The organism is Streptomyces sp. JH34 (assembly GCF_029428875.1).
In the GTDB taxonomy this organism is placed as follows: domain Bacteria; phylum Actinomycetota; class Actinomycetes; order Streptomycetales; family Streptomycetaceae; genus Streptomyces.
In genome coordinates, this window is the sequence record NZ_JAJSOO010000001.1 from 2,551,356 (window position 1) to 2,577,206 (window position 25,851).

Annotated in this window: 27 protein-coding genes; 13 read left to right on the top strand and 14 right to left on the bottom strand. The window is 71.6% G+C overall.

The genetic code is table 11. The annotated features are described in order from the left end of the window. Positions 1-238: 238 nt before the first annotated feature. A complete protein-coding gene (locus LWJ43_RS10995; protein ID WP_277332100.1) occupies positions 239-823 on the bottom strand; it encodes a suppressor of fused domain protein in 585 nt (194 codons plus the stop codon). Positions 824-1,235: 412 nt separating this feature from the next. Here LWJ43_RS10995 and LWJ43_RS11000 point away from each other — a divergent pair, with 412 nt between their 5' ends. Further along, the gene (locus tag LWJ43_RS11000; RefSeq protein ID WP_277332101.1) at positions 1,236-2,351 is read left to right on the top strand and encodes a magnesium and cobalt transport protein CorA; all 1,116 of its coding nucleotides are present in this window, start codon (positions 1,236-1,238) and stop codon (positions 2,349-2,351) included. A gap of 12 nt (positions 2,352-2,363) precedes the next feature. Then, positions 2,364-2,882: a hypothetical protein gene (locus tag LWJ43_RS11005; RefSeq protein ID WP_277332102.1), complete on the top strand. Its 519-nt coding sequence runs from the start codon at positions 2,364-2,366 to the stop codon at positions 2,880-2,882. 37 nt (positions 2,883-2,919) lie between these two features. Here the strand turns inward: LWJ43_RS11005 and LWJ43_RS11010 are convergent, their stop codons facing one another. Continuing rightward, on the bottom strand, positions 2,920-3,672 hold the full coding sequence (locus tag LWJ43_RS11010) for a hypothetical protein (protein WP_277332103.1): 753 nt from the start codon (positions 3,670-3,672) through the stop codon (positions 2,920-2,922). Positions 3,673-3,843: 171 nt separating this feature from the next. Here LWJ43_RS11010 and LWJ43_RS11015 point away from each other — a divergent pair, with 171 nt between their 5' ends. From LWJ43_RS11015 to LWJ43_RS11025, 3 genes are all read left to right on the top strand, one after another. Then, a complete protein-coding gene (locus LWJ43_RS11015) occupies positions 3,844-5,118 on the top strand; it encodes a magnesium transporter MgtE N-terminal domain-containing protein (protein ID WP_277332104.1) in 1,275 nt (424 codons plus the stop codon). Continuing rightward, entirely contained in the window at positions 5,108-5,686 is a 579-nt protein-coding gene (locus LWJ43_RS11020) for a DUF1003 domain-containing protein (protein WP_277332105.1), read from the top strand. The genes LWJ43_RS11015 and LWJ43_RS11020 overlap by 11 nt, the downstream gene beginning before the upstream one ends. Positions 5,687-5,960: 274 nt before the next feature. Continuing rightward, a complete protein-coding gene (locus tag LWJ43_RS11025) occupies positions 5,961-7,094 on the top strand; it encodes an Mrp/NBP35 family ATP-binding protein (protein ID WP_277332106.1) in 1,134 nt (377 codons plus the stop codon). A 61-nt stretch (positions 7,095-7,155) separates the two neighbouring features. Here LWJ43_RS11025 and LWJ43_RS11030 read toward each other — a convergent pair whose 3' ends face one another. From LWJ43_RS11030 to sigE, 5 genes are all read right to left on the bottom strand, one after another. Further along, positions 7,156-7,821, bottom strand: a complete 666-nt coding sequence (locus LWJ43_RS11030) for a hypothetical protein (protein WP_277332107.1) — start codon at positions 7,819-7,821, stop codon at positions 7,156-7,158. A 125-nt stretch (positions 7,822-7,946) separates the two neighbouring features. Then, positions 7,947-8,435: a sec-independent translocase gene (locus LWJ43_RS11035; RefSeq protein WP_277332108.1), complete on the bottom strand. Its 489-nt coding sequence runs from the start codon at positions 8,433-8,435 to the stop codon at positions 7,947-7,949. Positions 8,436-8,552: 117 nt separating this feature from the next. Further along, positions 8,553-10,355: a trypsin-like peptidase domain-containing protein gene (locus LWJ43_RS11040; RefSeq protein WP_277332109.1), complete on the bottom strand. Its 1,803-nt coding sequence runs from the start codon at positions 10,353-10,355 to the stop codon at positions 8,553-8,555. A gap of 89 nt (positions 10,356-10,444) precedes the next feature. After that, complete coding sequence (locus LWJ43_RS11045; RefSeq protein ID WP_277332110.1) at positions 10,445-11,377, bottom strand: anti-sigma factor family protein; 933 nt, start codon at positions 11,375-11,377, stop codon at positions 10,445-10,447. Continuing rightward, on the bottom strand, positions 11,374-12,135 hold the full coding sequence (gene sigE, locus LWJ43_RS11050; protein ID WP_277332111.1) for an RNA polymerase sigma factor SigE: 762 nt from the start codon (positions 12,133-12,135) through the stop codon (positions 11,374-11,376). Before sigE ends, LWJ43_RS11045 begins: the two co-directional genes overlap by 4 nt. Before the next feature lie 178 nt (positions 12,136-12,313). Between sigE and LWJ43_RS11055 the strand changes: the two genes are divergently transcribed. Continuing rightward, a complete protein-coding gene (locus LWJ43_RS11055) occupies positions 12,314-12,979 on the top strand; it encodes an O-methyltransferase (RefSeq protein WP_277332112.1) in 666 nt (221 codons plus the stop codon). A gap of 130 nt (positions 12,980-13,109) precedes the next feature. On the opposite strand, the gene LWJ43_RS11060 is transcribed toward LWJ43_RS11055, so the two are convergent. Next, positions 13,110-13,277 carry a DUF3117 domain-containing protein gene (locus tag LWJ43_RS11060; protein ID WP_003966491.1) on the bottom strand — a complete coding sequence of 56 codons (168 nt, stop codon included), beginning with the start codon at positions 13,275-13,277 and terminating at the stop codon, positions 13,110-13,112. 315 nt (positions 13,278-13,592) lie between these two features. Between LWJ43_RS11060 and chcB the strand changes: the two genes are divergently transcribed. Continuing rightward, positions 13,593-14,405, top strand: a complete 813-nt coding sequence (gene chcB, locus LWJ43_RS11065) for a 2-cyclohexenylcarbonyl CoA isomerase (protein WP_277332113.1) — start codon at positions 13,593-13,595, stop codon at positions 14,403-14,405. 6 nt (positions 14,406-14,411) lie between these two features. Here chcB and LWJ43_RS11070 read toward each other — a convergent pair whose 3' ends face one another. Both LWJ43_RS11070 and LWJ43_RS11075 read right to left on the bottom strand, forming a co-directional pair. Further along, positions 14,412-14,996 carry a DNA-3-methyladenine glycosylase I gene (locus tag LWJ43_RS11070; protein WP_277332114.1) on the bottom strand — a complete coding sequence of 195 codons (585 nt, stop codon included), beginning with the start codon at positions 14,994-14,996 and terminating at the stop codon, positions 14,412-14,414. Next, positions 14,993-15,388, bottom strand: a complete 396-nt coding sequence (locus LWJ43_RS11075) for a DivIVA domain-containing protein (protein WP_277335861.1) — start codon at positions 15,386-15,388, stop codon at positions 14,993-14,995. Before LWJ43_RS11075 ends, LWJ43_RS11070 begins: the two co-directional genes overlap by 4 nt. Positions 15,389-15,479: 91 nt before the next feature. On the opposite strand from LWJ43_RS11075, the gene folP reads away from it, so the two are divergent. Beyond that, entirely contained in the window at positions 15,480-16,352 is an 873-nt protein-coding gene (folP, locus tag LWJ43_RS11080; protein WP_277332115.1) for a dihydropteroate synthase, read from the top strand. 35 nt (positions 16,353-16,387) lie between these two features. Here the strand turns inward: folP and LWJ43_RS11085 are convergent, their stop codons facing one another. Next, complete coding sequence (locus LWJ43_RS11085; RefSeq protein WP_277332116.1) at positions 16,388-17,173, bottom strand: LOG family protein; 786 nt, start codon at positions 17,171-17,173, stop codon at positions 16,388-16,390. Between the two features lie 85 nt (positions 17,174-17,258). Further along, on the bottom strand, positions 17,259-18,338 hold the full coding sequence (dapE, locus tag LWJ43_RS11090) for a succinyl-diaminopimelate desuccinylase (protein WP_277332117.1): 1,080 nt from the start codon (positions 18,336-18,338) through the stop codon (positions 17,259-17,261). 62 nt (positions 18,339-18,400) lie between these two features. Between dapE and LWJ43_RS11095 the strand changes: the two genes are divergently transcribed. Both LWJ43_RS11095 and LWJ43_RS11100 read left to right on the top strand, forming a co-directional pair. Beyond that, positions 18,401-19,303 carry a hypothetical protein gene (locus tag LWJ43_RS11095; protein ID WP_277332118.1) on the top strand — a complete coding sequence of 301 codons (903 nt, stop codon included), beginning with the start codon at positions 18,401-18,403 and terminating at the stop codon, positions 19,301-19,303. A gap of 308 nt (positions 19,304-19,611) precedes the next feature. After that, on the top strand, positions 19,612-19,974 hold the full coding sequence (locus LWJ43_RS11100; RefSeq protein WP_277332119.1) for an ATP-binding protein: 363 nt from the start codon (positions 19,612-19,614) through the stop codon (positions 19,972-19,974). 89 nt (positions 19,975-20,063) lie between these two features. On the opposite strand, the gene dapC is transcribed toward LWJ43_RS11100, so the two are convergent. Beyond that, positions 20,064-21,167, bottom strand: a complete 1,104-nt coding sequence (gene dapC / locus LWJ43_RS11105; protein WP_277332120.1) for a succinyldiaminopimelate transaminase — start codon at positions 21,165-21,167, stop codon at positions 20,064-20,066. 119 nt (positions 21,168-21,286) lie between these two features. Then, on the bottom strand, positions 21,287-21,607 hold the full coding sequence (fdxA, locus tag LWJ43_RS11110) for a ferredoxin (protein ID WP_014154250.1): 321 nt from the start codon (positions 21,605-21,607) through the stop codon (positions 21,287-21,289). Positions 21,608-21,724: 117 nt separating this feature from the next. Here fdxA and LWJ43_RS11115 point away from each other — a divergent pair, with 117 nt between their 5' ends. The 3 genes from LWJ43_RS11115 (at position 21,725) to LWJ43_RS11125 (ending at position 25,624) form a co-directional block, all read left to right on the top strand. Beyond that, positions 21,725-22,756: a GNAT family N-acetyltransferase gene (locus LWJ43_RS11115; protein WP_277332121.1), complete on the top strand. Its 1,032-nt coding sequence runs from the start codon at positions 21,725-21,727 to the stop codon at positions 22,754-22,756. Next, positions 22,753-23,604: a transglutaminase-like domain-containing protein gene (locus tag LWJ43_RS11120; protein WP_277332122.1), complete on the top strand. Its 852-nt coding sequence runs from the start codon at positions 22,753-22,755 to the stop codon at positions 23,602-23,604. Before LWJ43_RS11115 ends, LWJ43_RS11120 begins: the two co-directional genes overlap by 4 nt. A gap of 226 nt (positions 23,605-23,830) precedes the next feature. Then, complete coding sequence (locus LWJ43_RS11125; protein ID WP_277332123.1) at positions 23,831-25,624, top strand: coagulation factor 5/8 type domain-containing protein; 1,794 nt, start codon at positions 23,831-23,833, stop codon at positions 25,622-25,624. The last annotated feature ends 227 nt before the right edge of the window (positions 25,625-25,851 follow it).

The window sequence follows — 25,851 nt, forward strand, 5'->3', positions numbered from 1 at the left end:
TCGCCGCGTCAAGGACGATCACCCGTCCGCAGCGCGGCTCCCACCGGGGGAGATGCATGTACCTTGCACCCATTAGGCCGTCCAACTCGTTACGTGCATAACACAACCATCCGGTGGGGAGCGATGGGGAGGCGGAGGAGCTGGAGCCGCGCCACGCCGCGGAGGACGGCACCACGGAGGACGGCGTCGGCGTCTTCGCCGACTGAGCCCGCGTGGCGGGCCGCCGGGGTCGGACGCGTCAGTCCAGCGGTACGGACGCGCGCAGCGGGTCGCGCAGGTCCGTGCCCTGCGCGAGCCAGCGCTCCTGGAGCTCCTGCCCGCCCCTGACCCGCTTCCAGGCGGCCTCGTTGTGCGTCATGGGAAGCAGCGGGAGGAAGCGGACCGGCTCCATCGGGGCGTCCAGCTCCAGGTCCTCGACCAGTCCGCCCGGCTCGGCGACGAGGACGGAACTGAAGGGGGCCCCGGTCCACAGCGGCTGTCCGAGGTCCAGTGACGCGCCGGGGGCCACGATCAGGCCCTCGACCTGAGGAGAGGCCGCCAGCACCGCGAGCGGCCGCAGCACCTGGTCGGTGTCGGCGAGGCCCAGCCGTACGGACAGGACCAGTTCGGCGCGCGGGCCCTTCACGGGGTCGGCGAGGGACGAGGTGGGGTCGGCCATCGGCTGGGCCGACATGCCGAGCGTGGCGTAGCGCACGACATCGCCGTCGACGAAGCGGAGCACCTCGATGCGGTCCGTGCCGAGGAACGTGACATCGGCGCGCGCGTCCGGCTCCCCCAGCGCCGTACGGAGCCGGGCCTCGACCAGATCAAGAATTTCTCCCATGCCGCGAGCATAGAACGCGTCCGGAACGGGCAAAGGACGGGATTGGCTCCTCACCCGGCTGATAGCCTGAGGCGTCGGTCGGGACAGCACGCAGAAGCGTCGCTCTCAGTCCTGACAACACGTGATCCCCCACGGGGGACCGGCCGGAGGAGGTGGGGCCGCGGTGGATCCAAGTCGACCGTGCAGTACCAACCGCCCTTCCGCACGACGCCTTCCTTCTGTGATCTGACGCCCTTCCCGGACGTCATCACGGCAGTTCGCGCACCGGAAGCGCCCCTCGTTTTTGCCTGTCTGTAGCGAACGCCGTCATCGTGCCCGCGCGGTGCCGCCCGCTTTGCGGACGTGAGCGCACGTCCCCATTCCGGGCTGTTCCACGTGCCCGCCGACGGCCCTCCGTGAAGAGGAGCCAGCCATGTCGATGATCCGTGACCTGCGCGCCGCCGTGCGCCCGTCCCTGCGCAAGGGCAACACCCCGTACAACAGTTACGACGCGACCCGCGACCCGTCCGCCTCCAGCGCCGTCGTCGACTGCGCGGTCTACCGGGACGGACGCCGGGTCACCGAGGTCTCCTGCCTGACGCCGCGCGAGGCGATGCTGCGCGTGCGGGAGGAGGGCGGCTTCGCCTGGATCGGTCTGCACGAGCCGACCGAGGAGGAGTTCGCCGGCATCGCCCGGGAGTTCGGCCTCCACCCGCTCGCCGTCGAGGACGCGGTCCACGCCCACCAGCGGCCCAAGCTCGAACGGTACGACGACACGCTGTTCACCGTCTTCAAGACGATCCACTACGTCGAGCACGCCGAACTGACCGCGACCAGCGAGGTCGTCGAGACCGGTGAGGTGATGTGCTTCACCGGGCGGGACTTCGTGATCACCGTCCGGCACGGCGGTCAGGGTTCGCTGCGCGCCCTGCGCCACCGCCTCCAGGAGGACCCGGAGCTGCTCGCCAAGGGGCCGTCCGCGGTGCTGCACTCCATCGCGGACCACGTCGTCGACGGCTACATCGCGGTGGCGGCCTCGGTCCAGGACGACATCGACGAGGTGGAGATCGACGTGTTCTCCACCCCCGCGAAGGGCGGCACGCGGGGTTCGGACGCGGGCCGCATCTACCAGTTGAAGCGCGAGGTCCTGGAGTTCAAGCGCGCCGTGTCGCCGCTGTTGCGGCCGATGCAGCTGCTGAGCGAGCGCCCGATGCGGCTGATCGACCCCGACATCCAGAAGTACTTCCGCGACGTGGCCGACCACCTCGCCCGGGTGCACGAGGAGGTCATCGGCTTCGACGAGCTGCTCAACTCGATCCTCCAGGCCAACCTGGCGCAGGCGACCGTCACGCAGAACGAGGACATGCGCAAGATCACCTCCTGGGCGGCGATCATCGCCGTCCCGACGATGATCTGCGGGGTCTACGGCATGAACTTCGAGCACATGCCCGAACTCCGGTGGACGTACGGCTATCCGATGGTGCTGGCCCTCATCGGTGTCGTCTGCTTCTCCATCCACCGCACCCTCAAGCGCAACGGCTGGCTCTAATAGAGTTCGGGCATGACTTCATCTGACGTGTTGCTTGCCCGGGCTCTCGTCGAGGAGGCCACCAAGAAGTCCGGCCTGATCTGGGTGCGGGGCACCGGACCCGCCCGGGCTCTGTGGCACGTGTGGCACGAGGGTGCGGCCGTGCTCGTCGGGGACGGCCCGGGGGAACAGCCGTTCCCTTCCGGACTGGACGCCGGGGCCGCGGCCGAGGTGACCGTACGCAGCAAGGACAAGGGCGGCAGGCTCGTGGCCTGGACCGCCGCCGTCACCGTGCTGGAGCCGCGTTCCGAGGAGTGGGAGGCGGCGGTCGGCGAACTCAGGGGCAAACGGCTGAACGCCCCGGACGCCGAACAGCTGACGGATCGCTGGGCCCGTGAGTGCCGTGTCGTACGGCTGACGCCCGGTGCGTCGAGCACCGACCTTCCCGACGGTTCACTGGCGGTCGCGCCGCTGCCCACCGGGGCGACGACGCGCCGGACGGCTCCCGCCGCGCTCCCCCGGCTGCTGCTGAAGCGCCGCGGGAAGCGCTGACCGTGCCCGCAGGCCGGAGTGCGTGAGGAACCGGCCGTCAGCCGGAGGACTTGGGCAACTGGCCGCCGTAGTCGACGGTCTCGTTCTCGGCCGGCGCCTCCAGCTCGAAGGCATGGCCCCAGTCGGCGAGGGTGACGGTGCCGCCGCCCCCGCCACGGGCGACACGCAGGGGATACGGCGTGCCCTTGAGGGAGACGTCCAGCGCACCACCCTCACCCTTTCCGCCCATGATCTGCACGGTACGCACTCCGCCGACCGTGCCCCGGTCGCCCTTGTTGACCTTCCCGTGCAGGCTCAGCATCCCGTCGAGGAGCGTGTCCTTCTCCGTGAAGCCGCGCAGCTGCTGGTAGGTCGGGTCGTCCTCCGGGACCTTGACGTACATGCCGTCGAGCTTGTCGGCCGCCTGGTCGCTCCCGTCGTCGCCCTGCTCGTGCTTCCAGAAGCCCGCGTCGGCCTTGAGGAAGAGTTCGTCGCCGACGCGCAGCAGTTCGAAGGTGTTCTGCTTCGAGGTGACCGACCCGGTGCCGCCCTTGCCGCTGAGCTGCATGTTCAGGGTGTACGTCCCGCCCTTGCTGACCAGTTTTCCCGTCAGGCGCACGGCGTCCGCGGCACCGGCGGCGGCCCGCGCCTTCTTGTCGATCTGTTCTGCCGTCAGCTTGCCGACGCCGTTGGTCCCCTTGTCCGGGTCCTCTCCGGCGCAGGCCGTGAGCGCGACGGTCAGCCCCGCGCAGAGCACCACGGCGAAAGCGGTCCGGCGACGGGCCCGGACGACCGGGGCGGAAGAGGTCACGGGCGCACTGCCTCTCATCTGTGTCGGGGGTTGGCAGACCGCAGCGTACCCGTGCCGCGCACGCCCTTCGGCAGAGCTCCGTACGGACGGTCCGCCGGGGCGGCACGGACAGGTACGGGCTAGCCTGATCACGGCGAAGGAGGACGTGAGGGACGGAGGGAGGCGCACAGGATGGCTGCAGGCACTCCCAGGGTTTTCGTCTCGCACCTCGCCGGCGTACCGGTGTTCGACCCCAACGGCGACCAGGTGGGCCGGGTCCGCGACCTGGTGGCGATGCTCCGGGTCGGCGGCAAGCCGCCCCGGCTGCTGGGCATGGTCGTCGAGGTCGTCAGCAGGCGGCGCATCTTCGTGCCGATGACCCGGGTGACGGGGGTCGAGTCGGGCCAGGTCATCACCACCGGAGTGGTCAACATGCGGCGCTTCGAGCAGCGCCCGACCGAGCGACTCGTCCTCGGCGAGTTCCTTGACCGGCGGGTGCGCCTCGTGGAGACGGACGAGGAGGTGACCGTCCTCGACGTCGCCATCCAGCAGCTCCCGGCCCGCCGCGACTGGGAGATCGACAAGTTCTTCGTACGCAAGGGCCGCGGCGGAGCCCTGCGCCGCAAGGGCGAGACGCTGACCGTGGAGTGGTCGGCGATCAGCGGCTTCTCGCTGGAGGAGCAGGGACAGGGCGCCGAGAACCTGGTGGCGACCTTCGACCGGCTGCGCCCCACCGACGTCGCCAACGCCCTGCACCATCTGACGCCCAAGCGCCGGGCCGAGGTCGCCGCGGCCCTCGACGACGACCGGCTGGCCGACATCCTGGAGGAGCTCCCCGGTGACGACCAGGTGGAGATCCTCGGCAAGCTGGCGGAGGACCGCGCCGCGGACGTCCTGGAGGCGATGGACCCGGACGACGCCGCCGACCTGCTCTCGGAGCTGCCGGAGGCCGACAAGGAGCGGCTGCTGGCCCTGATGCGGCCGGACGACGCCGCCGACGTACGGCGCCTGCTGTCGTACGAGGAGCGGACCGCGGGCGGGCTGATGACGACCGAGCCGATCATCCTGCGGCCCGACGCCACGGTCGCGGACGCGCTGGCCAGGGTCCGCCGGCAGGACCTGTCGCCCGCGCTGGCCGCGCAGGTGTACGTCTGCCGGTCGCCTGACGAGACCCCCACCGGCAGGTACCTGGGCACCGTGCACTTCCAGCGGCTGCTCCGGGACCCGCCGTTCACCCTGGTCAGCTCGATCGTCGACAGCGATCTCGTGCCCCTCACGCCGGAGACCCCGCTGCCGGCCGTGACCAGCTATCTGGCCGCCTACAACCTGGTCTCGGTGCCCGTGGTCGACGAGAGCGGGTCGCTGCTCGGCGCGGTGACCGTCGACGACGTGCTGGACCACCTGCTGCCCGAGGACTGGCGCGAGACCGACTTCCAGGGCGAGGAGGGGATCGCCGGTGGCCGCTGAGGAACGTTCGAGGGCCGTGCCGACGGGCGCGTCGGGCATCGTGCGCCCGCCGCGGCCCCGGCTCGACATCCCGAAGGCACCGAGGCGCCGGCTGGTGCCCGAGTACGACCCCGAGGCGTTCGGCCGGTTCTCCGAGCGCATCGCCCGGTTCCTGGGCACGGGACGGTTCATCGTCTGGATGACGCTGATCATCATCGTCTGGGTGGTGTGGAACATCTTCGCGCCGCAGGAGGTGCGGTTCGACGAGTACCCCTTCATCTTCCTGACCCTGATGCTCTCCCTCCAGGCCTCCTACGCCGCCCCGCTGATCCTCCTCGCGCAGAACAGGCAGGACGACCGCGACCGGGTGACGCACGAGCAGGACCGCAAGCAGAACGAGCGCTCGATCGCGGACACCGAGTTCCTCAGCCGGGAGATCGCCGCGCTCCGGATGGGCCTCGGTGAGGTCGCCACCCGCGACTGGATCCGCTCGGAGCTGGAGGCCATGGTGAAGGATCTGGAGGAGCGCCGGCTCTTCTCCCAGGCCGAGAGTGACGAAGGCGACCACGGAGGGGCTACCCGCCCGTAGGCACCCGCGCCGTACCGCCCACCCGTCGCCCACCACCACCCTTCCAAGGAACGCTGCGCGCGCACCCGTACCCGTCGCCCACCACCACCCTTCCAAGGAACGCTGCGCGCGCACCCGTACCCGTCGCCCACCACCACCCTTCCAAGGAACGCTGCGCGCGCACCCGTACCCGTCGCCCACCACCACCCTTCCAAGGAACGCTGCGCGCGCACCCGTACCCGTCGCCCACCACCACCCTTCCAAGGAGCGCTGCGCGCACCCGTACTATCGGGGTATGGCTACGGAAGACGCGGTGCGCGAAGCGCTGGCGACAGTGAACGACCCGGAGATCCACCGGCCGATCACCGAGCTCGGCATGGTGAAGTCGGTCGGGATCGACCCTGACGGTGTGGTCGCTGTCACCGTGTATCTCACGGTCTCCGGCTGCCCCATGCGCGAGACGATCACCAAGAACGTGACCGACGCGGTGGCCCGTGTCGAGGGCGTGTCGCGGGTCGAGGTCACGCTCGACGTGATGAGCGACGAACAGCGCAAGGAGCTCGCCGCGTCGCTGCGCGGCGGCACCGCGGAGCGCGAGGTGCCGTTCGCCAAGCCCGGCTCGCTGACCCGGGTCTACGCGGTGGCGTCCGGCAAGGGCGGCGTCGGCAAGTCCTCGGTGACGGTCAACCTCGCGGCGGCGATGGCCGCCGACGGCCTCAAGGTGGGTGTGGTCGACGCGGACATCTACGGGCACAGCGTGCCCCGGATGCTCGGCGCCGACGGCAAGCCGACCCAGGTCGAGAACATGATCATGCCGCCCTCCTCGCACGGCGTGAAGGTGATCTCCATCGGCATGTTCACCCCGGGCAACACCCCGGTGGTGTGGCGCGGTCCCATGCTCCACCGCGCGCTGCAGCAGTTCCTCGCCGACGTGTACTGGGGCGACCTGGACGTCCTGCTCCTCGACCTGCCGCCGGGCACCGGTGACATCGCGATCTCCGTGGCGCAGCTCGTCCCGAACGCCGAGATCCTGGTCGTCACGACCCCGCAGCAGGCCGCCGCCGAGGTGGCGGAGCGGGCCGGCTCGATCGCCGTGCAGACCCACCAGAAGATCGTCGGTGTCGTCGAGAACATGTCGGGCATGCCGTGCCCGCACTGCGACGAGATGGTCGACGTCTTCGGTTCGGGCGGCGGACAGCGGGTCGCCGACGGGCTGACCAGGACGGTCGGTGCCGAGGTTCCGGTGCTGGGGTCCATCCCGATCGACGTACGGCTGCGCGAGGGCGGCGACGAGGGCAAGCCCGTCGTCCTTTCCGACCCGGACTCCCCCGCGGGCTCCGCGCTGCGCTCCATCGCGGAGAAGCTGAGCGGCCGTCAGCGCGGCCTGTCCGGCATGTCGCTGGGTCTCACCCCGCGCAACAAGTTCTGAGCGTCCGACGGGCGGTGGGCGGCCTCCTCGGAAGTCCGCCCACCGCCCGTGCGCGTGTCGCTCAGCTCTCGTCGTACGAGGCGATGTCGCCGATCACCGCGAAGCCCAGACCGTAGGCGCTCATACCGCGCCCGTACGCGCCGATGTGCACCCCGTCGGGGGCCGAACCCGCGAGCACCCAGCCGAACTCGGACTCCCTGTAGTGGAAGTCCACCGGTACGCCGTCCACGGGGAGGGACAGCGTCGACCAGGGCGCGCGGCCCAGATCGTCCGCGAGCTCGAACGCGGTCTCCGTCTGCTGGTTCAGCCATTCGCCACGCAGCGTGTGGTCCATCTGCGGGGGCCAGGTGCAGTCCAGCAGGCCCGAGCCCGCCAGCCAGGCCGCCGACGACACCGTGGTGGCGTCCAGCACCCCCGTACCGTCGTCGCTGTCCCGCACCGGGCTGCTGCCCACGGTCACGACCACCGCGAAGCGTGCCTTCTCCGCCCCCGCGTCGGCCCGCACGACGGGCTCCTCGCCGTGCCCGGTGGAACCGTGCTGCACCGTGTCGTCCGCCGCGGCGGTGACGTGCATCAGCCAGCGCGGGCCCGTGAAGGCCTCGTCCAGCCCGTACCAGGGGAACGGCGCCTTGAGATAGCCGTCGACAGTACGCCGGGTCGCCGGCACCCCCTCTGCGGTGTCCGCGCTGGGCGCACCGTCCGCCCCTGCCCGACTCGTCGTCTCCATCTGCCCGGCCGCCTCCTCGATCTTTCGCTGATCCGGAGCGGCCCTCCCCCCGTGGGCATGGGCAAACTCGCAACCGGACAGATGGAGAATAGCCATACCGTCCGGACGAGTCGGGATTGACGGTCTCAGGTGGCGTCGGCGTCGAAGGGCGGGCGCTCGTCCCTCACCGGCTGCGCGGGCTTCTTGAGGGGGTCGGGCGTGGTCTTCTCGAGAAGGTCGGGCGCGGACTTCTCGAGCAGGTCGGGTGTGGCGGCGGCACCGGCCGCGGCCGCCGCGGGGGCGCTCTCGCGGCCGTTCACCGCGTCGGTGACCTCGGCCATCTCCTTGCGCAGGTCGAAGCTCTCGCGGATCTCCTTGAGCCCCAGGTCGTCGTTGCCGTCCATGAGCTGCTTGCGGACGAACGTCTTGGGGTTGAGGTCCTCGAACTCGAAGTCCTTGAACTGCGGACCGAGCTCCGAGCGGATGTCCTCCTTGGCGCTGTCCGAGAACTCGCGGATCTTGCGGATGGTGCGCGTGACGTCCTGGATGACCTTCGGGAGCTTCTCCGGGCCGAATACGAGCACGGCGAGAACCACGAGCGTCAGCAGCTCGAGTGCGCCTATGTCATTGAACACCTTGCTGCTCCTCGTGTTCTCTGCGTCTTCTCCGCGTGGTCTCCGCCGCCAGGTCAGGGGCCCGGACCGCTCCACGGTACCCGGCGAAGCTGTCCGTGCGGTACCTGCCGGTGGCCGTCAGGTACCGCTCGCGGAGCCCAGGGTCAACGTCATGGACAGGTCCTTGCCACCGCGTTCCAGGACGAGACGGAGCCGGTCGCCGGGCCGGTGGGCGCGGATCTTGACGATCAGTTCCTCACCGCTGTGCACGCGCTGGCCCTCCACCTCGGTGATGATGTCGCCCGACCGGATGCCCGCCTCGGCGGCCGGACCCCCCTCGGTCACCGCGGCACCGTCGCCCGCCTCGCCGCCGACCTTGGCCCCGTCCCCGGTGAACTCCATGTCGAGCGTGACGCCGATCACGGGGTGGGTGGCCTTACCGGTGTTGATCAGCTCCTCGGCGACCCGCTTGCCCTGGTTGATCGGTATCGCGAAGCCCAGGCCGATGGAACCGGACTGGCCGCCGTCGAGGCCGGTTCCGCTGTCGGCGGCGCGGATGGCGCTGTTGATGCCGATGACGCGGGCCTCGGCGTCGACCAGGGGGCCGCCGGAGTTTCCCGGGTTGATCGGGGCGTCGGTCTGCAGGGCGTCGACGTAACTGACGTCGGTGCCGTCGCCCTTCTCGCCGCCCGCGGTGATGGGACGCTCCTTGGCGCTGATGATGCCGGAGGTGACCGTGTTGGACAGGTCGAAGGGCGCGCCGATCGCCACCACCGGGTCGCCCACCCGCACGTTGTCGGAGTTGCCGAGGGGAAGCGGTGTGAGGCCGGAGACGCCGGTCACCTTGACGACGGCCAGGTCGTAGCCGCTGTCCTTGCCGACGATCTCGGCCGCCGCGCTCTCCCCGCCGCTGAAGGTGACGGTGATGTCGCCGTTCGAGCCCGCCGGGGCGACCACGTGGTTGTTCGTGAGGATGTGGCCCTTGTCGTCGAGGACGAAGCCGGTGCCCGTACCGGACTCGGCGGAGCCGTTGACGTGCAGGGTGACCACGCTGGGCAGTGCGCTGGCGGCGATACCGGCGACGCTGTCGGGTGCCCGCCCGCCGGCGCCCCGGCCGGACTGCGGCAGTTCGACCGTGGTCAGACCGCCGTTGCGCTCGACGTAGGCGCCTATCCCGCCGCCGATCCCGCCTGCGAGGAGGGCGAGCAGCACCGCTCCGACGAGGACCGTTCCCCGGCGGGCCCTGCGCGGCCGTGCGCTGTCCGTGCCCTGGTGGCCGGGCCCGGGGTGGCTCAGCGGCTGCTGGGGCGCCCCCCACGGGTCGTAACGCAGCCACTGGGAGGTCTGCTGGGAGGTCTGGGGGACCGGGTGCTGCTGCGGCACGGTGTGCTGCGGGGGCGGCGGCGCCCAGGCCTCCGCGTGGTGCCCCTGGCCGTCCTGTGCCGGAGCGGGTGCGGAGGCGGCGGCCGCACCGTGGCCGTTCGTGCCCGCGTACGGCGGCGGCACGGGCGTCCCGTGGGCGGGAGTCGGCACCGGGCGCTGCACGGGCGGTGCGGGCGCCCACGGTCCCGGGCCTCCGTAGGGAGGGGTGCTGTACTCGTCGGGCGCGTGCAGCGGCTGCGTACGGTGCGGTTCGGTGACGGACGGCACGGGCGCGGCCGGCACCGGTGTGTCCTGGTCGGCGACGGGCGGCGCCGGTGCGGTGGCCGGCGGTGCGGGCGTGTAGTCGCCGTCCGCTGTCGTCGGCAGGGTGCGCTCCCCGCGCAGGGGCCCGGGGGGCCCGCCGGGGTCGGTATGCGCCCCCACCACCGTGTCCGGGGCGGGCACGGCAGCGGAGTGGGTGGCGGCCGGCTCGCCCTCCGGCCCGGCCGGACGGTCCCGTCCCGCTGAGGGGCGGCTCCACCACTTCGCCTTCGGCCCGCTGGGCTTCCCGTCGTCCATGCTCTCCCCGCAACTGGCCCGTGCACGCCCCACAGAGGCGTCCCTGCCGGAATTCAACCAGGTTTGCGAATGGGCGCGCAGGGTCCCGGTCAGCGCAGCGGGGTGAGCGGCATCGCGCGGTCGTGCAGCAGCGGGGCGGAGGGCGTCGCCGACGGCTTCGGGTCCTCTCCCCCGCCGACCGCGGCCGAGTACAGCGGGCCGGCGTCCGTCGGGCGTATCAGCGGCGGCACGGCCACGTTGAGCACCGGGAAGACGAAGGTGCCCCCGGTGAGCACCGAGGTGCTCAGCAGTGTGGGCGCGGAGGCGGACGCGGGCCGGGCGGACGAGGACGGCGCGGCACTCGGCCGGGCGCTCGCGTCCTCTCCGAAGGCGAGGGCACCGCCACCACTGCGGCTGGCGGCCGCGGTGGCACCGCCCGTGCGGTCGTCGGCGGCGAGCGGGGTGGCGTTGCTGCCCGCGCCCTCGGCACTGAGCGGCGGCTCGGGGCCGTAGTCGAGCGGAAGCGAGCCTCCGAGTGCGATGGCCGCGAGCGAGACGGCGCTGGCCGCGACGAACGCGAAGCGCCTCGCGCGCCAGGGCGAACGCTCGGCGTCCCGGGCCACGTCATGGACGCGGAAGCCGGAACCGGAGGGGCCGCCGGGCAGCACGGAGGTCGAGCCGTGAGCGGTGGGAAGGTATCCGAAGCCGTCCAGCGGAGAGCGCGCCTGGTCGGCCGGCCCGCCGGACTGCAGAACGGGGAAGACCCCCTCCCCGAAGCGCGGGCCGCCGCCCGGGCCCTCACCGCCACCGCCGGGAAGCCCCTGCAGACGGGCGAGGAAGCCCTCCGAGGGCGAAGGGGCCGCCGATGTCGCGAAGGCGCTCTTCAGCCGCCGCTGGGAGTCGGCCTCGGCCTTGCACCGGGCGCAGGTCGCCAGGTGGGCCAGGACCCGCTCCCGGGCATCGTGTTTGAGCTCGCCGTCGACGAGCGCGGCGAGCCGGTCCCCCAGATGCTGTTCGGCCGGGGTCGCACCTGTGCCACTCACGCCGTCCCGCCCTCCCCCGCGAGGACAGCGTCCGCGAGGGAACGCTGCTCGGCGCGGGCCTCGGGCGAACGGTGCTGGAGCGCCTTGCGCAGGTGCGACCGACCGCGGTGGATGCGGCTGCGCACGGTCCCGAGCTTGACGCCGAGCGTGGCGGCGATCTCCTCGTACGAGAGGCCCTCGATGTCGCAGAGCACCACCGCGGCACGGAATTCGGGCGCGAGCGTGTCCAGCGCCTGCTGGACGTCCGCGTCGAAGTGCGTGTCGTTGAAGACCTGCTGCGGGGACGGCTCACGGCTCGGCAGTCGCTCGGCCGCGTCGTCGCCGAGGGAGTCGAAACGGATCCGCTGCTTGCGGCGGACCATGTCCAGGAAGAGATTCGTCGTGATCCTGTGCAGCCAGCCCTCGAAAGTGCCGGGTGTGTAGGTCGACAGCGACCGGAACACCCGGACGAAGACCTCCTGGGTGAGGTCCTCGGCGTCGTGCTGGTTACCCGTCAGCCGGTACGCGAGACGGTACACACGGGCGCTGTGCGTGCTGACGATCTCTTCCCATGAGGGCGGGGTCCACGCCTGGGAATCCGCATCTGAGGCGAAGGTCGCGGTCGGTGCGGAAGCGTTGGAAGAACGGTCAGCGGTGTCGGTCACGGATTTCGGCTCACCCGCCGACCCGAGAAGCCGCCGCAGCGCGCCTCTCCGATCCACAGGCGCAGCCGCACCTCCCCTATCGGCTCTGGTGGTGTCCAGCGGAGCCCCTACCATAACCACCTCGCCCGTTAGCTCCGGATAAGCCTTTTTACCTGCTGGTGCCCCGGTGTCTCCGGGAGCAAGAGGAACATTCCGGACCCGGCCGCAGGGCCTGGTCGGCGCGTTCCCCCTCGCCCCTTCATAACGCCCGGTCCCATCTGCGGGTTCCCGGGTGCAGCGGATACAGTCACCGTTGCGCCAACTACGGGGACAGGAGAGGGTCATTACCGCCAACCGGCAGACGAGCTGGGCATTCGCCGACGCCTTTGTCGCCGAGGAAGAAGCTCTGCTCTGGGCCCGGGACCGGGCCCACGAGGCGGGGATCCGCCCGGTGTCGTCAGGCACCGGTGCGGCACTGCGCCTGCTCGCTGCCACCGCGGACGCCAAAGCGGTGGCCGAGATCGGCACCGGGACCGGCGTGTCCGGCATCTATCTGCTGCAGGGCATGCGCGCGGACGGCGTGCTGACGACCGTCGACCCGGAACCCGAACGCCAGCAGTTCGCCCGTGAGGCCTTCCGGGCCGCCGGCTTCGCCACGAACCGCGCCCGCTTCATCCCCGGGCGTGCCCTCGACGTACTGCCGCGCCTCGCGGACGGCGGGTACGACCTCGTCTTCTGCGACGGCGACCGGCTGGAGAGCCTGGACTGTCTGGCTGAATCGTTGCGTCTGCTCAAGCCGGGCGGTCTCGTCTGCTTCGAGGGCGTCTTCGCGGACGGCCGCACGATCGACTCGGCCGCCCAGCCGGCCGAGGTACTGCGCCTGCGCGAACTGCTGCGGGCCGTACGGGAGAGCCAGGAGCTCATGGCGACGCTGCTCCCGGTGGGCGACGGCCTGCTGTGCGCGGTCCGGCGCGGCTGACCCCTTCCGGATCCGTTCGACCTCACGTCGGCCCGTCCGTCGTCCGTTCGCGGGATCCGGCGTCGACGCACCGCTGCCCCGGCACGGAAACCGTGTGCCGGGGCAGCAGTGAAGTGTGGGCGCTACGGCCTCAGCCGACGACCTTCTTCAGCGCGTCACCGAGTGCGTCTGCCTCGTCCGGAGTCAGCTCGACGACAAGCCGACCGCCGCCTTCGAGCGGAACGCGCATGACGATGCCCCGCCCCTCCTTTGTCACCTCGAGCGGGCCGTCGCCCGTCCGCGGCTTCATGGCCGCCATGCTCGTTCCCCTTCCTGAAACCAGCTCATCGCAGCCGGCGGCTCCATGACAGGCGCTGCCTCACCGGCGTCGAACACAATGCTTCCTCCGCATTATCCCGCATCGGAGACCCCGATGACCAACATCGGTCGGCATCGCTTACGCAACGCGCTTTCCCATAACCACCCAATTCGGCGATCCGGCTGCGATACTGCGCCACCTTCACCCCCCAGCCGAGGTCCAATCGTTAGACGCAGGTCACATGTCCGGCCCGCCGGAAGTCCGCCATGCTTGCCTCGACAGGCAACGACGCCGGCCCCGTAAGGAGATCCCTCAATGGCCGACACCACGGCTGACCCGGTGCTCACGGACGTGAGCGACGGGCTCGCGACGATCACGATCAACCGCCCCGACGCGATGAACGCCATGAACACGGACGCGAAGGTCGCGCTGCGCGACGCCCTGCGGGCGGTCGCCGACGATCCCGCCGTACGGGCGGTTCTGCTCACGGCCGCCGGGCGCGCCTTCTGCGTGGGCCAGGACCTCAAGGAGCACGTCGCCAAGCTCTCCGAGGCCCGTGGGTCGGACGGCGGGAACGCGCTGAGCACGGTGCGGGAGCACTACAACCCGATCGTCCGCGCCATCACCGAGATGGAGAAGCCCGTGGTCGCGGGGGTCAACGGGGTCGCAGCGGGGGCGGGCTTCGGCTTCGCGCTCGCCGCCGACTACCGCGTGGTCGCCGACACCGCCGCCTTCAACACCTCCTTCGCGGGCGTCGCCCTGACCGCCGACTCGGGCGTCTCGTGGACCCTGCCGCGCCTCATCGGTGCGAGCCGCGCGGCGGACCTGCTCTTCTTCCCGCGCTCGATCACCGCCCAGGAGGCCTACGAGCTGGGCATCGCGAACAGGGTGGTGCCCTCGGCGGACCTGGCGAAGGAGGCACAGGCGGTGGCCCGGGCCCTGGCGGAGGGGCCCACGGTGGCGTACGCGGCCCTGAAGGCGTCCGTGGCGTACGGCGCCGGCCACACGCTCGCCGAGACACTGGAGAAGGAGGACGAGCTCCAGACGAAGGCGGGCGCGTCGCGGGACCACACGATCGCGGTCGAGGCGTTCCTCACCAAGCAGCCGGCGAGGTACCTCGGCGCCTAGGCGGGGCTACCGGCCGCCGCCCCGGGCGACACAGTCGGCCAGATGGTCGTCGACCAGCCCGCACGCCTGCATCAGGGCGTAGGCGGTCGTGGGGCCGACGAAGCGGATGGACCGCTTCTTCAGGTCCTTGGCCAGCGCGGTGGATTCCGGGGTGATCGCCGGGACGTCGCCGAGGGTGCGCGGGGCGGGGCGGGCGGCGGGGTCGGGGGCGTGGGACCAGATCAGTGCGTCCAGCTCGCCCTCGCCCCAGCCGGCCAGCACCTTGGCGTTGGCGAGCGTGGCGTCGATCTTCGCGCGGTTGCGGATGATCCCGGCGTCGGCGAGGAGCCGTTCCCTGTCGGCGTCGGTGAACTCCGCCACGGCGGGGATCCTGAACCCGGCGAAGGCGCTGCGGAACCCTTCGCGACGGCGCAGGATCGTCAGCCACGACAGCCCCGACTGGAAGGCCTCCAGGCAGAGCCGCTCGAAGAGGGCGTCGTCGCCGTGGACCGGACGTCCCCACTCGGTGTCGTGATAGGCGAGGTAGTCCTCCGTGGACAGGCCCCACGGGCAGCGCGGGCGGCCGTCGGCGGCTGCCACGGCGCCGCTCACCGCCCGTCCTCGCCGTCCTGCGGGCCGTCCTCGCCGGGGTCCTGCTCGCCGGGGCGCTTGAACAGGTCCGGGCCGCCGTTCACCGCGGTCGCCTGGGCACCGGCGAGCGCCGACTCCAGCTCGGCGATGTGGGCGTCCCGCTCGGCCAGCTCGGCACCGAGCCGGCCGAGGGCCTCGTCCACGTCCGTCATGCGGTAGCCGCGCACGGCCATGGGGAGCCGCATGGCCTCGACGTCGGCGCGGCCGACGGGGCGGTTCGCGGGCAGCGGGTCGGTGAGCCGCTCGGACTCGACGTCCTGCAGCACCGGGCTTCCGCCTCCGCCGACCACCGCCAGGGTGACCGCGGCCACGACCACGGCCATCGTGAGCAGCAAGAACCAGAACACGTGCATCTCCCCGGAAGCGGAATACCTGTCCAGGTCAGATCGTGCCATGCGCCACCGACGGTTAGGGTCGCAGGCGGGCTACAGGGAGGAACCAGGAATGCGAAGCGGGGCGCTCAGGCTGGGGCGGCGGGAGTTCGGACCTCATGAGCCGGTGATCATGGCGATCGTGAACCGGACCCCCGATTCCTTCTACGACCAGGGGGCGACGTTCCGCGACGAACCCGCGCTCTCCAGGGTCGAGCAGGCCGTCGCGGAAGGCGCCGCGATCATCGACATCGGCGGGGTGAAGGCCGGTCCCGGCGAGGAGGTGACCGCGCACGAGGAGGCCCGTCGCACGGTGGGCTTCGTCGCCGAGGTGCGGCGCCGCCACCCGGACGTCGTGATCAGTGTGGACACCTGGCGGCACGACGTCGGTGAGGCCGTCTGCGAGGCCGGGGCCGATCTCCTGAACGACGCGTGGGGCGGCGTCGACCCGAAGCTGGCGGAGGTGGCCGCACGGTACGGTGCCGGGCTGGTGTGCACGCACGCGGGCGGCGCGGAGCCCCGTACCCGGCCGCACCGGATCGCGTACGACGACGTGGTGTCCGACATCCTGGGGGTGACCCTGGGCCTCGCGGAGCGTGCCGTGGAGCTCGGGGTGAGGCCGGACGGGATCATGATCGATCCCGGTCACGACTTCGGGAAGAACACCCGGCACTCGCTGGAGGCGACACGCCGGCTCGACGAGATGACGGCCACGGGATGGCCGGTGCTGGTCTCCCTCTCCAACAAGGACTTCGTCGGTGAGACGCTCGACAGGCCGGTGAAGGAACGCGTGATCGGCACGCTCGCGACGACGGCCGTCTCGGCGTGGCTGGGGGCGCGGGTCTACCGCGTGCACGAGGTGGCCGAGACCCGCCAGGTCCTGGACATGGTGGCGTCCATCGCGGGCCACCGGCCACCGGCCGTCGCGCGGCGGGGACTGGCGTAGGGGTTCCTACTCCGGCAACCTCCGCGGGGCGGTCCTCAGCGGCCGACCTCCTTCGTCACCAGCCGGACCGCCTCGTCCACGTCGTCCGTGACGTGGAACAGCAGCAGGTCCCGCTCGGACGCCTTGCCGCCCGCCACCACCGTGTCCCGCAGCCAGTCCACCAGGCCGCCCCAGTACGCCGTACCGAAGAGGACGATCGGGAAGCGCGTCACCTTGCCCGTCTGGACCAGGGTGAGCGCCTCGAAGAGCTCGTCCAGCGTGCCCAGACCGCCGGGCAGGACGACGAATCCCTGGGCGTACTTCACGAACATCGTCTTGCGGACGAAGAAGTAGCGGAAGTTGACACCGATGTCGACATGTGGATTCAGCCCGGACTCGAAGGGCAGCTCGATGCCCAGCCCGACCGAGACGCCCTTGGCTTCCCGGGCCCCCTTGTTCGCCGCCTCCATCGCTCCGGGGCCGCCGCCGGTGATGACGGCGAACCCCGCCTCGACCAGGGCCTTGCCGATCCGCACGCCCGCCTCGTACTCCGGCCCGTCGGCCGGGGTGCGGGCGGAGCCGAAGACGCTGATGGCGCTCGGCAGCTCGGCCAGCGCCCCGAAGCCCTCCACGAACTCCGACTGGATCCGCATGACCCGCCACGGGTCGGTGTGCACCCACTCGGAGTCACCCTCGGTGTCGAGCAGCCGCTGGTCGGTCGTGCCCGGCTGCACCTGGTCCCTGCGGCGCAGGACCGGGCCCATCCGCTGTTCCTCGGGCGGCACCGCGCCCTCGGGAATCTGCGCGCCCTCGGGGATCCGTGCGTCCTCCGGGTTGCCCATGACCTGCTCCCTCCGCCGACCTGCGTTGTGCGTGTGTCGCTTCAGCCTAGATCGGCGGAGGTTACGCGCAGGGGAATGCCGTGAGTCAGCTGGTGAGCCAGGAGCGCAGGCGCTCCTCGCAGTGCGTGATCCGGTCGACCGACACGTGCTCGTCCCGCTTGTGCGCGAACAGCGCGTCCCCGGGACCGTAGTTCACCGCGGGAACGCCGAGCGCGCCGAACCGGGAGACGTCGGTCCAGCCGAACTTGGGCTGTGCCGTGCCGCCGACCGCGTCCATGAACGCCTTGGCGGCGGGGTGCGAGAGCCCGGGCATCGCGGCGCCGGAGTGGTCGTCGACGGTGAACTCGACGACGCCGCAGTCCGCGAAGACCTCCCGGACGTGCGCCTCGGCCGCGTCGGGGTCCAGGTCGGGGGCGTACCGGTAGTTGACCACCACGGTGCAGGAGTCCGGGATGACGTTGGTGGCGACGCCGCCCTCGATGCCGACGGCGTTGAGCCCCTCGCGGTACTCCAGGCCGTCGATCACGGGGCGTCGCGGCTCGTACGCGGCGAGCCTGGCCAGCACGGGGGCCGCGGCGTGGATCGCGTTCGACCCCATCCAGCTGCGCGCGGAGTGGGCCCGCTCCCCCGCCAGCCGCAGGTGCACCCGGATGGTGCCCTGGCAGCCGCCCTCGACCTGCGCGTCGGAGGGCTCCAGGAGGACGGCGAAGTCCGCCTCGAGCCAGTCGGGGTGCGCTTCGGCCACGTGACCGAGGCCGTTGTGCTGGGCGGCGACCTCCTCGTTGTCGTAGAAGACGAAGGTCAGGTCGCGGTTGGGCTCCGGCACGGTCGCCGCGATCCGGAGCTGGACGGCCACGCCCGACTTCATGTCGGAGGTCCCGCACCCCCACAGCACGCCGTCGTCGTCGAGCCTGGACGGCACGTTGTCCGCGATCGGCACCGTGTCGATGTGACCGGCCAGCACGACCCGCTCGGCCCGGCCCAGCCGCGTCCTCGCCACGACGTTGTTGCCGTGGCGGTCGACGGTCAGGTGCGGCAGCGGGCGCAGGGCCGCCTCGATGGCGTCGGCGAGGTCCTTCTCCTGCCCGCTGACCGACGGGAAGTCGACCAGCCGGGCGGTGAGCTCCGGACCGTCCAGGGAGAGGTCAAGCGTGTGTCCGTCCATGTCCACGACCCTAAGCGACTTCGGTCGCCGGCCCGCTCGTACCCTCCAGTACGGTTGGCCTCGTGCCCCGGACGAGTCCTTCTCCCCGCCGCAGCCGCCTGTTCCGTGCCGCGGCCGCCTTCGCCGTGCTCGTGGCACTGGCGGGCTATCTGGCCCTGCAGTACCTCTCCGGCCACAAGGGTGCGCCCCGGTGCACCGTGGGGCCGTCCGGCGGGGGTGAGGGGCGGACGTACGAGCTGAGCCCCGAACAGGCCGCCAACGCCGCCACCATCTCCGCCGTGGGCACCACCCGCGGGCTGCCGGAACGCGCGGTGACCATCGCGCTGGCGACCGCCATGCAGGAGTCGTCCCTGCGCAACATCGACCACGGCGACCGGGACTCGCTCGGCCTCTTCCAGCAGCGCCCCTCGCAGGGGTGGGGAACGCCCGCGCAGATCATGGACCCGGTCTACTCCGCGGGGAAGTTCTACGAGCACCTCGCCGAGGTCCCCGGCTATTCGCGGCTGCCGCTGACCGTCGCCGCCCAGAAGGTGCAGAAGAGCGGCTTCCCGCAGGCGTACGCCAAGCACGAGCCGGACTCCGCGCTGCTGGCCGCCGCGCTGACCGGACGCTCCCACGCCTCCCTGACCTGCTCGCAGGCGTCGGCGACCGCCGAGGGCCCCGGCGACGCGGCAGAGGTGCGGTCCGATCTGGTGCGCGCGTTCGGGAAGGGCGTCCTGCCGTCACCCGGGTCGGCGGGCGCCGCCGCCGCGGGCACGGTGTCGGTGCCGGTGCCCGCCGGGGACGGCGCCTCCGGCCGCGGCTGGGAGCTCGCCCACTGGGCGGTCGCGCGGGCCGCGACCCTGCGCGTCGACGAGGTCTCCTACGCGGGCCGGGTGTGGACCGCCGACACCGGCTGGCGGACGGAACGCGCGGGACGCGAGGAACCGAGCACCACCGGCGTCCGGATGCGGCTCGCTCAGTAGTACGGCCCGTCATCCGTACGGGCCGTTCGGAGCTTGCCGAACGGCCGCTCCCGCCCGCACTTCGACCCGCCCGCCCTTCCGCCTCTTCCCCATGCGGGACAAGGGAAGTGACGGTTCGTCGGCCGCCTGCGGAACGCCCCCTTCGCCCGGGTTGCCGCATTGCGGATTATCGGACGCATTACCCAGTCTTTGCCCTGGTGCCCCGCAACCTTCCCCGCCCCCGGACCGGTTGTTCAGTGCGTCCGATCACCGGACAGGCGGATTCCACATCCGCCGAGAACCCGTTGACGTCCCGTCGAAGGAGCATCATGTCCCTCCCCCTGACCCGTCGGATCGCCCGTGCCGCGCTGCTGATCGCCGCGGGTGCGGCCCCCGTGGTCGGCGCGGCCGGTACAGCAGGCGCCGCGGGGCTCCCGCAGACTCCCGCGCTCGGCGGCCTGACCTCGCTCGACGGCGCGGGCCTGAGCAACACGCTGGACTCCGCCTCCCGGCAGGGATCCCAGGTCGCGAACGAGACCGGCGGCAAGGTGGTCGGCACGACCCTTCCCGCCGCCGGCAAGACCCTGGAGAAGGCCGGCACCGTGGCGGGCGGCGAGGTGACGGAGGACGCCCTCCCGACCAAGGGCCTCCCGACCCAGGGGCTGCCCACGAAGGGTCTGCCGATCGGCTGATCCACCGGATCGCGCGCGGAACGAACGCGTGAAGGGACCCCGGGAGCGCACACTCCCGGGGTCCCTCGGCACATCCGGCCGGACAGACCTCAGGACAGCCGCTCGACCGCAGCGTCCACGCGCTCGTCCGAGGCCGTCAGCGCCACCCGCACGAAGCGGTCCCCGGCCGGTCCGTAGAAGTCGCCCGGCGCCACCAGGACGCCGAGCTCCGCCAGGTGCGCCACGGTCTCCCAGCACGGCTCGTCACGCGTGGCCCAGAGGTAGAGGCTCGCCTCGCTGTGCTCGATCCGGAAGCCGTGGGCCTCCAGCGCCGCCCGCAGGGCCGTGCGCCGCCGCGCGTACCGCGCCCGCTGCTCCGCCACGTGCGTGTCGTCACCCAGCGCCGCGACCGTCGCCGCCTGGACCGGGGCCGGCGTCATCATCCCGCCGTGCTTGCGGATCTGGAGCAGCTCGCCGAGGACGGCCGCGTCACCCGCGACGAAGGCCGCGCGGTAGCCGGCGAGGTTGGAGCGCTTGGAGAGCGAGTGGACGGCGACGATGCCGTCGTACGTACCGCCGCAGACGTCCGCGTGGAGCACGGAGACCGGCTCGGCCTCCCAGCCGAGCTCCAGGTAGCACTCGTCGCTGAAGACCAGCACCCCGTGCTCACGCGCCCAGGCCACGATCCGGGTCAGCTCGTCCTTCGGCAGGACGCGGCCCGTCGGGTTGGACGGGGAGTTGAGCCAGAGCAGCTTCAGGCCCTCGGGGTCCAGCTCCGTCGGGTCGTCGTAGACGACGGGCTCGGCACCGCAGAGCCGCGCGCCGACCTCGTAGGTCGGGTAGGCGAGGCGCGGGTAGGCGACCTTGTCACCTGCGCCGAGCCCCAGCTGCGTCGGCAGCCAGGCGACGAGCTCCTTGGACCCGACGACCGGCAGCACGTTCTCGTGGGCCACGCCGACCGCGCCGAGCCTGCGCCCGGCCCAGCCGGTCAGGGCGTCACGCAGCGCCTCGGTCCCCCACACCGTCGGATAGCCGGGGCTGTCCGCCGCGGCGATGAGCGCCTGCTGGATCAGCTCGGGCACCGGGTCGACGGGCGTACCGACCGACAGGTCCACGATGCCGTCCGGATGGGCCGCGGCCGTCGCCTTGTGCGGCGCGAGCTTGTCCCAGGGGAAGACCGGGAGACGGGAGGAGACGGGAACTGCTTCGGACACGGAACTCTGCTTTCTCGTACGGGTGGGGCGGCTTTCTCGTACGGGTGAGGCGCCCGGAAAACACCTCGGCCCCGCACGGTGACGAGCCGTACGGGACCGGGCGGCGCTCGCTGTGCCGCTTACTGGTTCTGCGGCGGCAGCGCGGCGATGAACGCGTGGTCGCGCTCGATGAGGCCCAGCTTGGAGGCGCCACCCGGCGAGCCGAGGTCGTCGAAGAACTCGACGTTCGCCTTGTAGTAGTCCTTCCACTCCTCCGGGGTGTCGTCCTCGTAGAAGATGGCCTCGACCGGGCAGACCGGCTCACAGGCTCCGCAGTCGACGCACTCGTCCGGATGGATGTACAAGGACCGTGAGCCCTCGTAGATGCAGTCGACGGGGCACTCTTCGATGCAGGCCTTGTCCTTCACGTCGACACAAGGCTGCGCGATGACGTAGGTCACGCTGTCGTTCCTCCTCGGTAGGGCGTTGGCTCTCGCGCGGGAGCGCGGCGTCGTCGATGCCCGCCCCTAGTATCTCCGTTCCGGGGCACGATCCGAACAGGAGGGGCAGACAGAGCTGTGGAATTCACCATGGGCGGACGGCTCGAGGTTCGCATAACGCCCGCTGACGTGGGAAAACGGGTATCCGTACGGCGCGTCGTCGACGCTCCGGGCGAGGGTGCGAAGTTCACCGACACGGTCGGGGTTCTCACATCGTGGGACGACGACATGCTCTCGGTCACGACGAGGAGCGGCGAGAGCATCCACTTCGCACAATCCTCGCTGGTGGCGGGCAAGGTGGTGCCTTCGGCTCCGGCACGCCGCCGCGGCCCCGCCGCCTCCTTCGGTGAACTCGCGCCGGTCACCGCGCGTGCCTGGCAGCCCGTGGAGAGCGAACTCCTGGGCGACTGGCGGCTGCGCGCGGCCGGTGGATTCACCCGGCGCGCCAACTCCGTGCTGCCGCTCGGCGATCCGGGACTCCCGCTGGGTGAGGCGCTCGGGCGTGTCCGGCGCTGGTACGGGGACCGGGGGCTGCCCGCCCGTGTCCAGGCCGCGACGGGCGCCGAGGGCACCCAGGAGCGGCTCTGCGCGGACCTGGAGGAGTACGGATGGCGGCGCGAGGTGTCGGCCGAGGTGCGGATCGCGGCGCTCGCCCCGGTCGGCGACCAGGACACGGACGTCTCCGCGGTGCGGACGGCCCGGCAGCCCGACGAGGCGTGGCTCTCCCGGTACCAGCGCTTCGAGACCCCGGGGCCGCATGTGCTGGAGGTGCTGGGCAGCGGCCCCTCGGTGTGGTTCGCCTCCGTGCCGGGCGACGGTCCGGAGGGAGTGCCGGCCGCGATCGGACGCTGTGTGGTGGACGGCCGCTGGGCGGGGTTCATGGCCGTCGAGGTGGGCCCGGAGCACCGGCGCCGGGGTCTCGCCACGGCCGTCATGACGGCGCTGGCACGCACGGCGCTGGACGAGGGCGCCTCGGCCGCCTGGCTCCAGGTGGAGTCGGACAATGAAGGTGCCCGCGCCCTGTACGACGGCATGGGCTTCGCCACCCATCACCACTACCACCACTTCCGGCCCGAAGCGGAGACAGCAGCAGGGACGTGTCCTACATGAGCACCGAGGATCCCGGCAGGGCCGAACGACGGCAGCGGTTCGCCGAGGAGGCGCGCGCCGAGCGGCCGGACCTCGCACTGCTCTGCCTGCTGCTCGGCGCGGAGGCCTCCCCGCCGTCGCCCGGTGACGCCGATCCGTACGGCGTCGACGCGGCGCAGATCGAGCTGGACCGGCTGGCCGGCCTCCTGCCGTACGGAGCCCGCGGCCCCCGCGCGTGGGCGTCCGCGCTCGCCGAACTGCTGGGCGGGCGCTGCGGCTTCGCCGGCTCGTCCCCGGACTACCAGCGGCTGGACTCGTCGGTCCTCCAGCAGGTGCTGCGCCGCCGCAGAGGACTTCCCATCCTGCTGTCCGTGGTCTGGATCGAGGTGGCGCGGAGGGCCGGGGCGCCCGTCTACGGAGTGGCTCTCCCGGGCCATTTCGTGGTCGGTTTCGGCGACCCGGCCGACCATGTGCTGGCCGATCCCTTCGCCGGTGGCGCCCCGCTGAGCGGTGAGGACGCGGAGCTGATGGTGACGGGGGCGACCGGAGCCCCCCTGGCGGCGTCGATGCTGGTGCCGGCCCGGCCGCTGGAGACGGTGCTGCGGATCCTGAACAACATCCGCGCCTGGGCGACGGCCCGTCCCGAGCGCACCGACGTGGCGCTGTGGGCACTCGAACTCTCCCTGCTTCTGCCCTCGCACCCGGCCAGACTCCGCTACGAGCGGGCCCAGCTCCTCGTCCAGCGTGGGGAGTTCCTGCGGGGAGCGGCGGAGATGGACGAGTACGCCGAGATCGTGGACGGCATCGAGCCGACGGCCGCCGAGGCGATCCGCCACCGCGCCCAGGCGGCCAGGGCACTGCTGAACTGACCGGCCACCCTGTGAACCCGCGGGAAGCGCCATCCACGCACACATCACCGCATTCGACCCGTGGTCGACGTCAGGTGTTGCCCGTCGCGGCGATCCCAGGAGCCTCCTGACGCACACCTCTTGACGTGTCCAGGGCGACAAGGGTTACATCGGCGATACGAGAGAGCGCTCTCTCGCTCTCGAGGTTCCGTCGTGCCCCCACACCACGACCCAGGAGACGCCATCCATGCAAGTTCCCCCCACGAACCCAGCGGCCCACGCCGCACCTCGCCGGCACCGCCGCCCCAGGGCGCTCGCCTTCGCCGCACTCGCCGTTTCGCTGCTCATGGCCTTCCCCACGGCCCGTTCGGCGTTCGGTGACGAAGCCCAGGAGGTGCCCGGCGGGGGCGACCTCGGCCCCAACGTGCTGGTCTTCGACCCCTCGACGCCCGACATCCAGGGCAAGGTCGACGAGATCTTCAAGAAGCAGGAGTCCGCGCAGTTCGGCAGCGACCGCTACGCCCTGATGTTCAAGCCCGGTACCTACAACAACATCAACGCGCAGATCGGCTTCTACACCTCCATCGCGGGCCTCGGCCTCAAGCCGGACGACACCACCTTCAACGGCGACGTCACCGTCGACGCCGGCTGGTTCAACGGCAACGCCACCCAGAACTTCTGGCGTTCGGCCGAGAACCTCGCCCTCAACCCCGTCAGCGGCACGAACCGCTGGGCCGTCTCCCAGGCCGCCCCGTTCCGGCGCATGCACGTCAAGGGCGGCCTCAACCTCGCACCCGACGGCTACGGATGGGCGAGCGGCGGCTACATCGCGGACAGCAAGATCGACGGCCAGGTCGGCCCCTACTCCCAGCAGCAGTGGTACACCCGCGACAGCTCCGTCGGCGGCTGGGGCAACGGCGTCTGGAACATGACCTTCTCCGGCGTCGAGGGCGCCCCCGCCCAGAGCTTCCCCGAACCGCCGTACACGACGCTGGACACCACCCCGGTCTCCCGCGAGAAGCCCTTCCTCTACCTCGACGGTGACGACTACAAGGTGTTCGTCCCCGCCAAGCGCACGAACGCGCGGGGCACGACCTGGGCCGACGGCACCCCCGAGGGCGAGTCGATCCCCCTCGACCAGTTCTACGTCGTGAAGCCCGGCGCGACCGCGCAGACCATCAACGCGGCCGTCGACCAGGGCCTCCACCTGCTGTTCACCCCGGGCGTCTACCACGTCGACCAGCCCATCGAGATCGACCGGGCGGACACCGTCGCCCTGGGCCTCGGCCTCGCCACGATCATCCCGGACGGCGGGGTGACCGCGATCAAGGTCGGTGACGTCGACGGCGTCAAGCTCGCCGGACTCCTCGTGGACGCCGGCCCCGTCAACTCCGAGACGCTCGTCGAGGTCGGGCCCGAGGGTGCCTCGGGCGACCACTCGGCCGACCCGACCTCACTGCAGGACGTGTTCGTCCGCATCGGCGGGGCGGGCCCCGGCAAGGCGACGACGAGCATCGTCGTCAACAGCGACGACACGATCATCGACCACACCTGGGTCTGGCGCGCGGACCACGGCGAGGGCGTCGGCTGGGAGACCAACCGGGCCGACTACGGCGTCCACGTCAAGGGTGACGACGTCCTGGCCACCGGGCTGTTCGTCGAACACTTCAACAAGTACGACGTCCAGTGGTCCGGCGAGAACGGCAGGACGATCTTCTTCCAGAACGAGAAGGCGTACGACGCCCCGGACCAGGCCGCCATCCAGAACGGCGACATCAAGGGGTACGCCGCCTACAAGGTCGACGATTCCGTGACCACCCACGAAGGCTGGGGCATGGGCAGCTACTGCTTCTTCAACGTCGACCCGACCATCCGCCAGCAGCACGGATTCCAGGCCCCCGTGAAGCCCGGGGTGAAGTTCCACGACCTGCTCGTGGTCTCGCTGGGCGGCAAGGGCCAGTACGACCACGTAGTCAACGACACCGGATCGCCCACGTCGGGTGACACCACCGTGCCTTCCCAGGTGGTGTCCTTCCCGTAGGGACGAGGCGAGCGCGGGGCCCGGCCGTACCCACGGCCGGGCCCCGCGCTTCGGCGTGCGGTTCGACGGCTGCCCGGACGACGCGCTCGCGTGTGAGCGCCTCCGTACGCCGCTCCGATGTGCGTGCCCTGGGTGCCATGCAGCCGTTTCGGCATCCCTGGAGCGGTGCCACGCGTCCGCCCGCCGACACGGGACCACCCCCGTCCATAGCTCCGGACGGGGGCGGT

Bases quoted from the DNA above. Each gene is read 5' to 3' on its own strand.
- sigE (WP_277332111.1), bottom strand. From the start codon at position 12,135: ATGGTAGGGGCTCCGCTGGACACCACCAGAGCCGATAGGGGAGGTGCG.
- LWJ43_RS11125 (WP_277332123.1), top strand. From the start codon at position 23,831: ATGCAAGTTCCCCCCACGAACCCAGCGGCCCACGCCGCACCTCGCCGG.
- LWJ43_RS10995 (WP_277332100.1), bottom strand. From the start codon at position 823: ATGGGAGAAATTCTTGATCTGGTCGAGGCCCGGCTCCGTACGGCGCTG.
- LWJ43_RS11000 (WP_277332101.1), top strand. From the start codon at position 1,236: ATGTCGATGATCCGTGACCTGCGCGCCGCCGTGCGCCCGTCCCTGCGC.
- LWJ43_RS11060 (WP_003966491.1), bottom strand. From the start codon at position 13,277: ATGGCGGCCATGAAGCCGCGGACGGGCGACGGCCCGCTCGAGGTGACA.
- dapE (WP_277332117.1), bottom strand. From the start codon at position 18,338: ATGGACGGACACACGCTTGACCTCTCCCTGGACGGTCCGGAGCTCACC.
- LWJ43_RS11120 (WP_277332122.1), top strand. From the start codon at position 22,753: ATGAGCACCGAGGATCCCGGCAGGGCCGAACGACGGCAGCGGTTCGCC.
- LWJ43_RS11085 (WP_277332116.1), bottom strand. From the start codon at position 17,173: ATGGGCAACCCGGAGGACGCACGGATCCCCGAGGGCGCGCAGATTCCC.
- LWJ43_RS11100 (WP_277332119.1), top strand. From the start codon at position 19,612: ATGTCCCTCCCCCTGACCCGTCGGATCGCCCGTGCCGCGCTGCTGATC.
- LWJ43_RS11005 (WP_277332102.1), top strand. From the start codon at position 2,364: ATGACTTCATCTGACGTGTTGCTTGCCCGGGCTCTCGTCGAGGAGGCC.
- LWJ43_RS11025 (WP_277332106.1), top strand. From the start codon at position 5,961: ATGGCTACGGAAGACGCGGTGCGCGAAGCGCTGGCGACAGTGAACGAC.
- LWJ43_RS11015 (WP_277332104.1), top strand. From the start codon at position 3,844: ATGGCTGCAGGCACTCCCAGGGTTTTCGTCTCGCACCTCGCCGGCGTA.
- LWJ43_RS11040 (WP_277332109.1), bottom strand. From the start codon at position 10,355: ATGGACGACGGGAAGCCCAGCGGGCCGAAGGCGAAGTGGTGGAGCCGC.
- chcB (WP_277332113.1), top strand. From the start codon at position 13,593: ATGGCCGACACCACGGCTGACCCGGTGCTCACGGACGTGAGCGACGGG.
- LWJ43_RS11030 (WP_277332107.1), bottom strand. From the start codon at position 7,821: ATGGAGACGACGAGTCGGGCAGGGGCGGACGGTGCGCCCAGCGCGGAC.
- LWJ43_RS11075 (WP_277335861.1), bottom strand. From the start codon at position 15,388: ATGCACGTGTTCTGGTTCTTGCTGCTCACGATGGCCGTGGTCGTGGCC.
- folP (WP_277332115.1), top strand. From the start codon at position 15,480: ATGCGAAGCGGGGCGCTCAGGCTGGGGCGGCGGGAGTTCGGACCTCAT.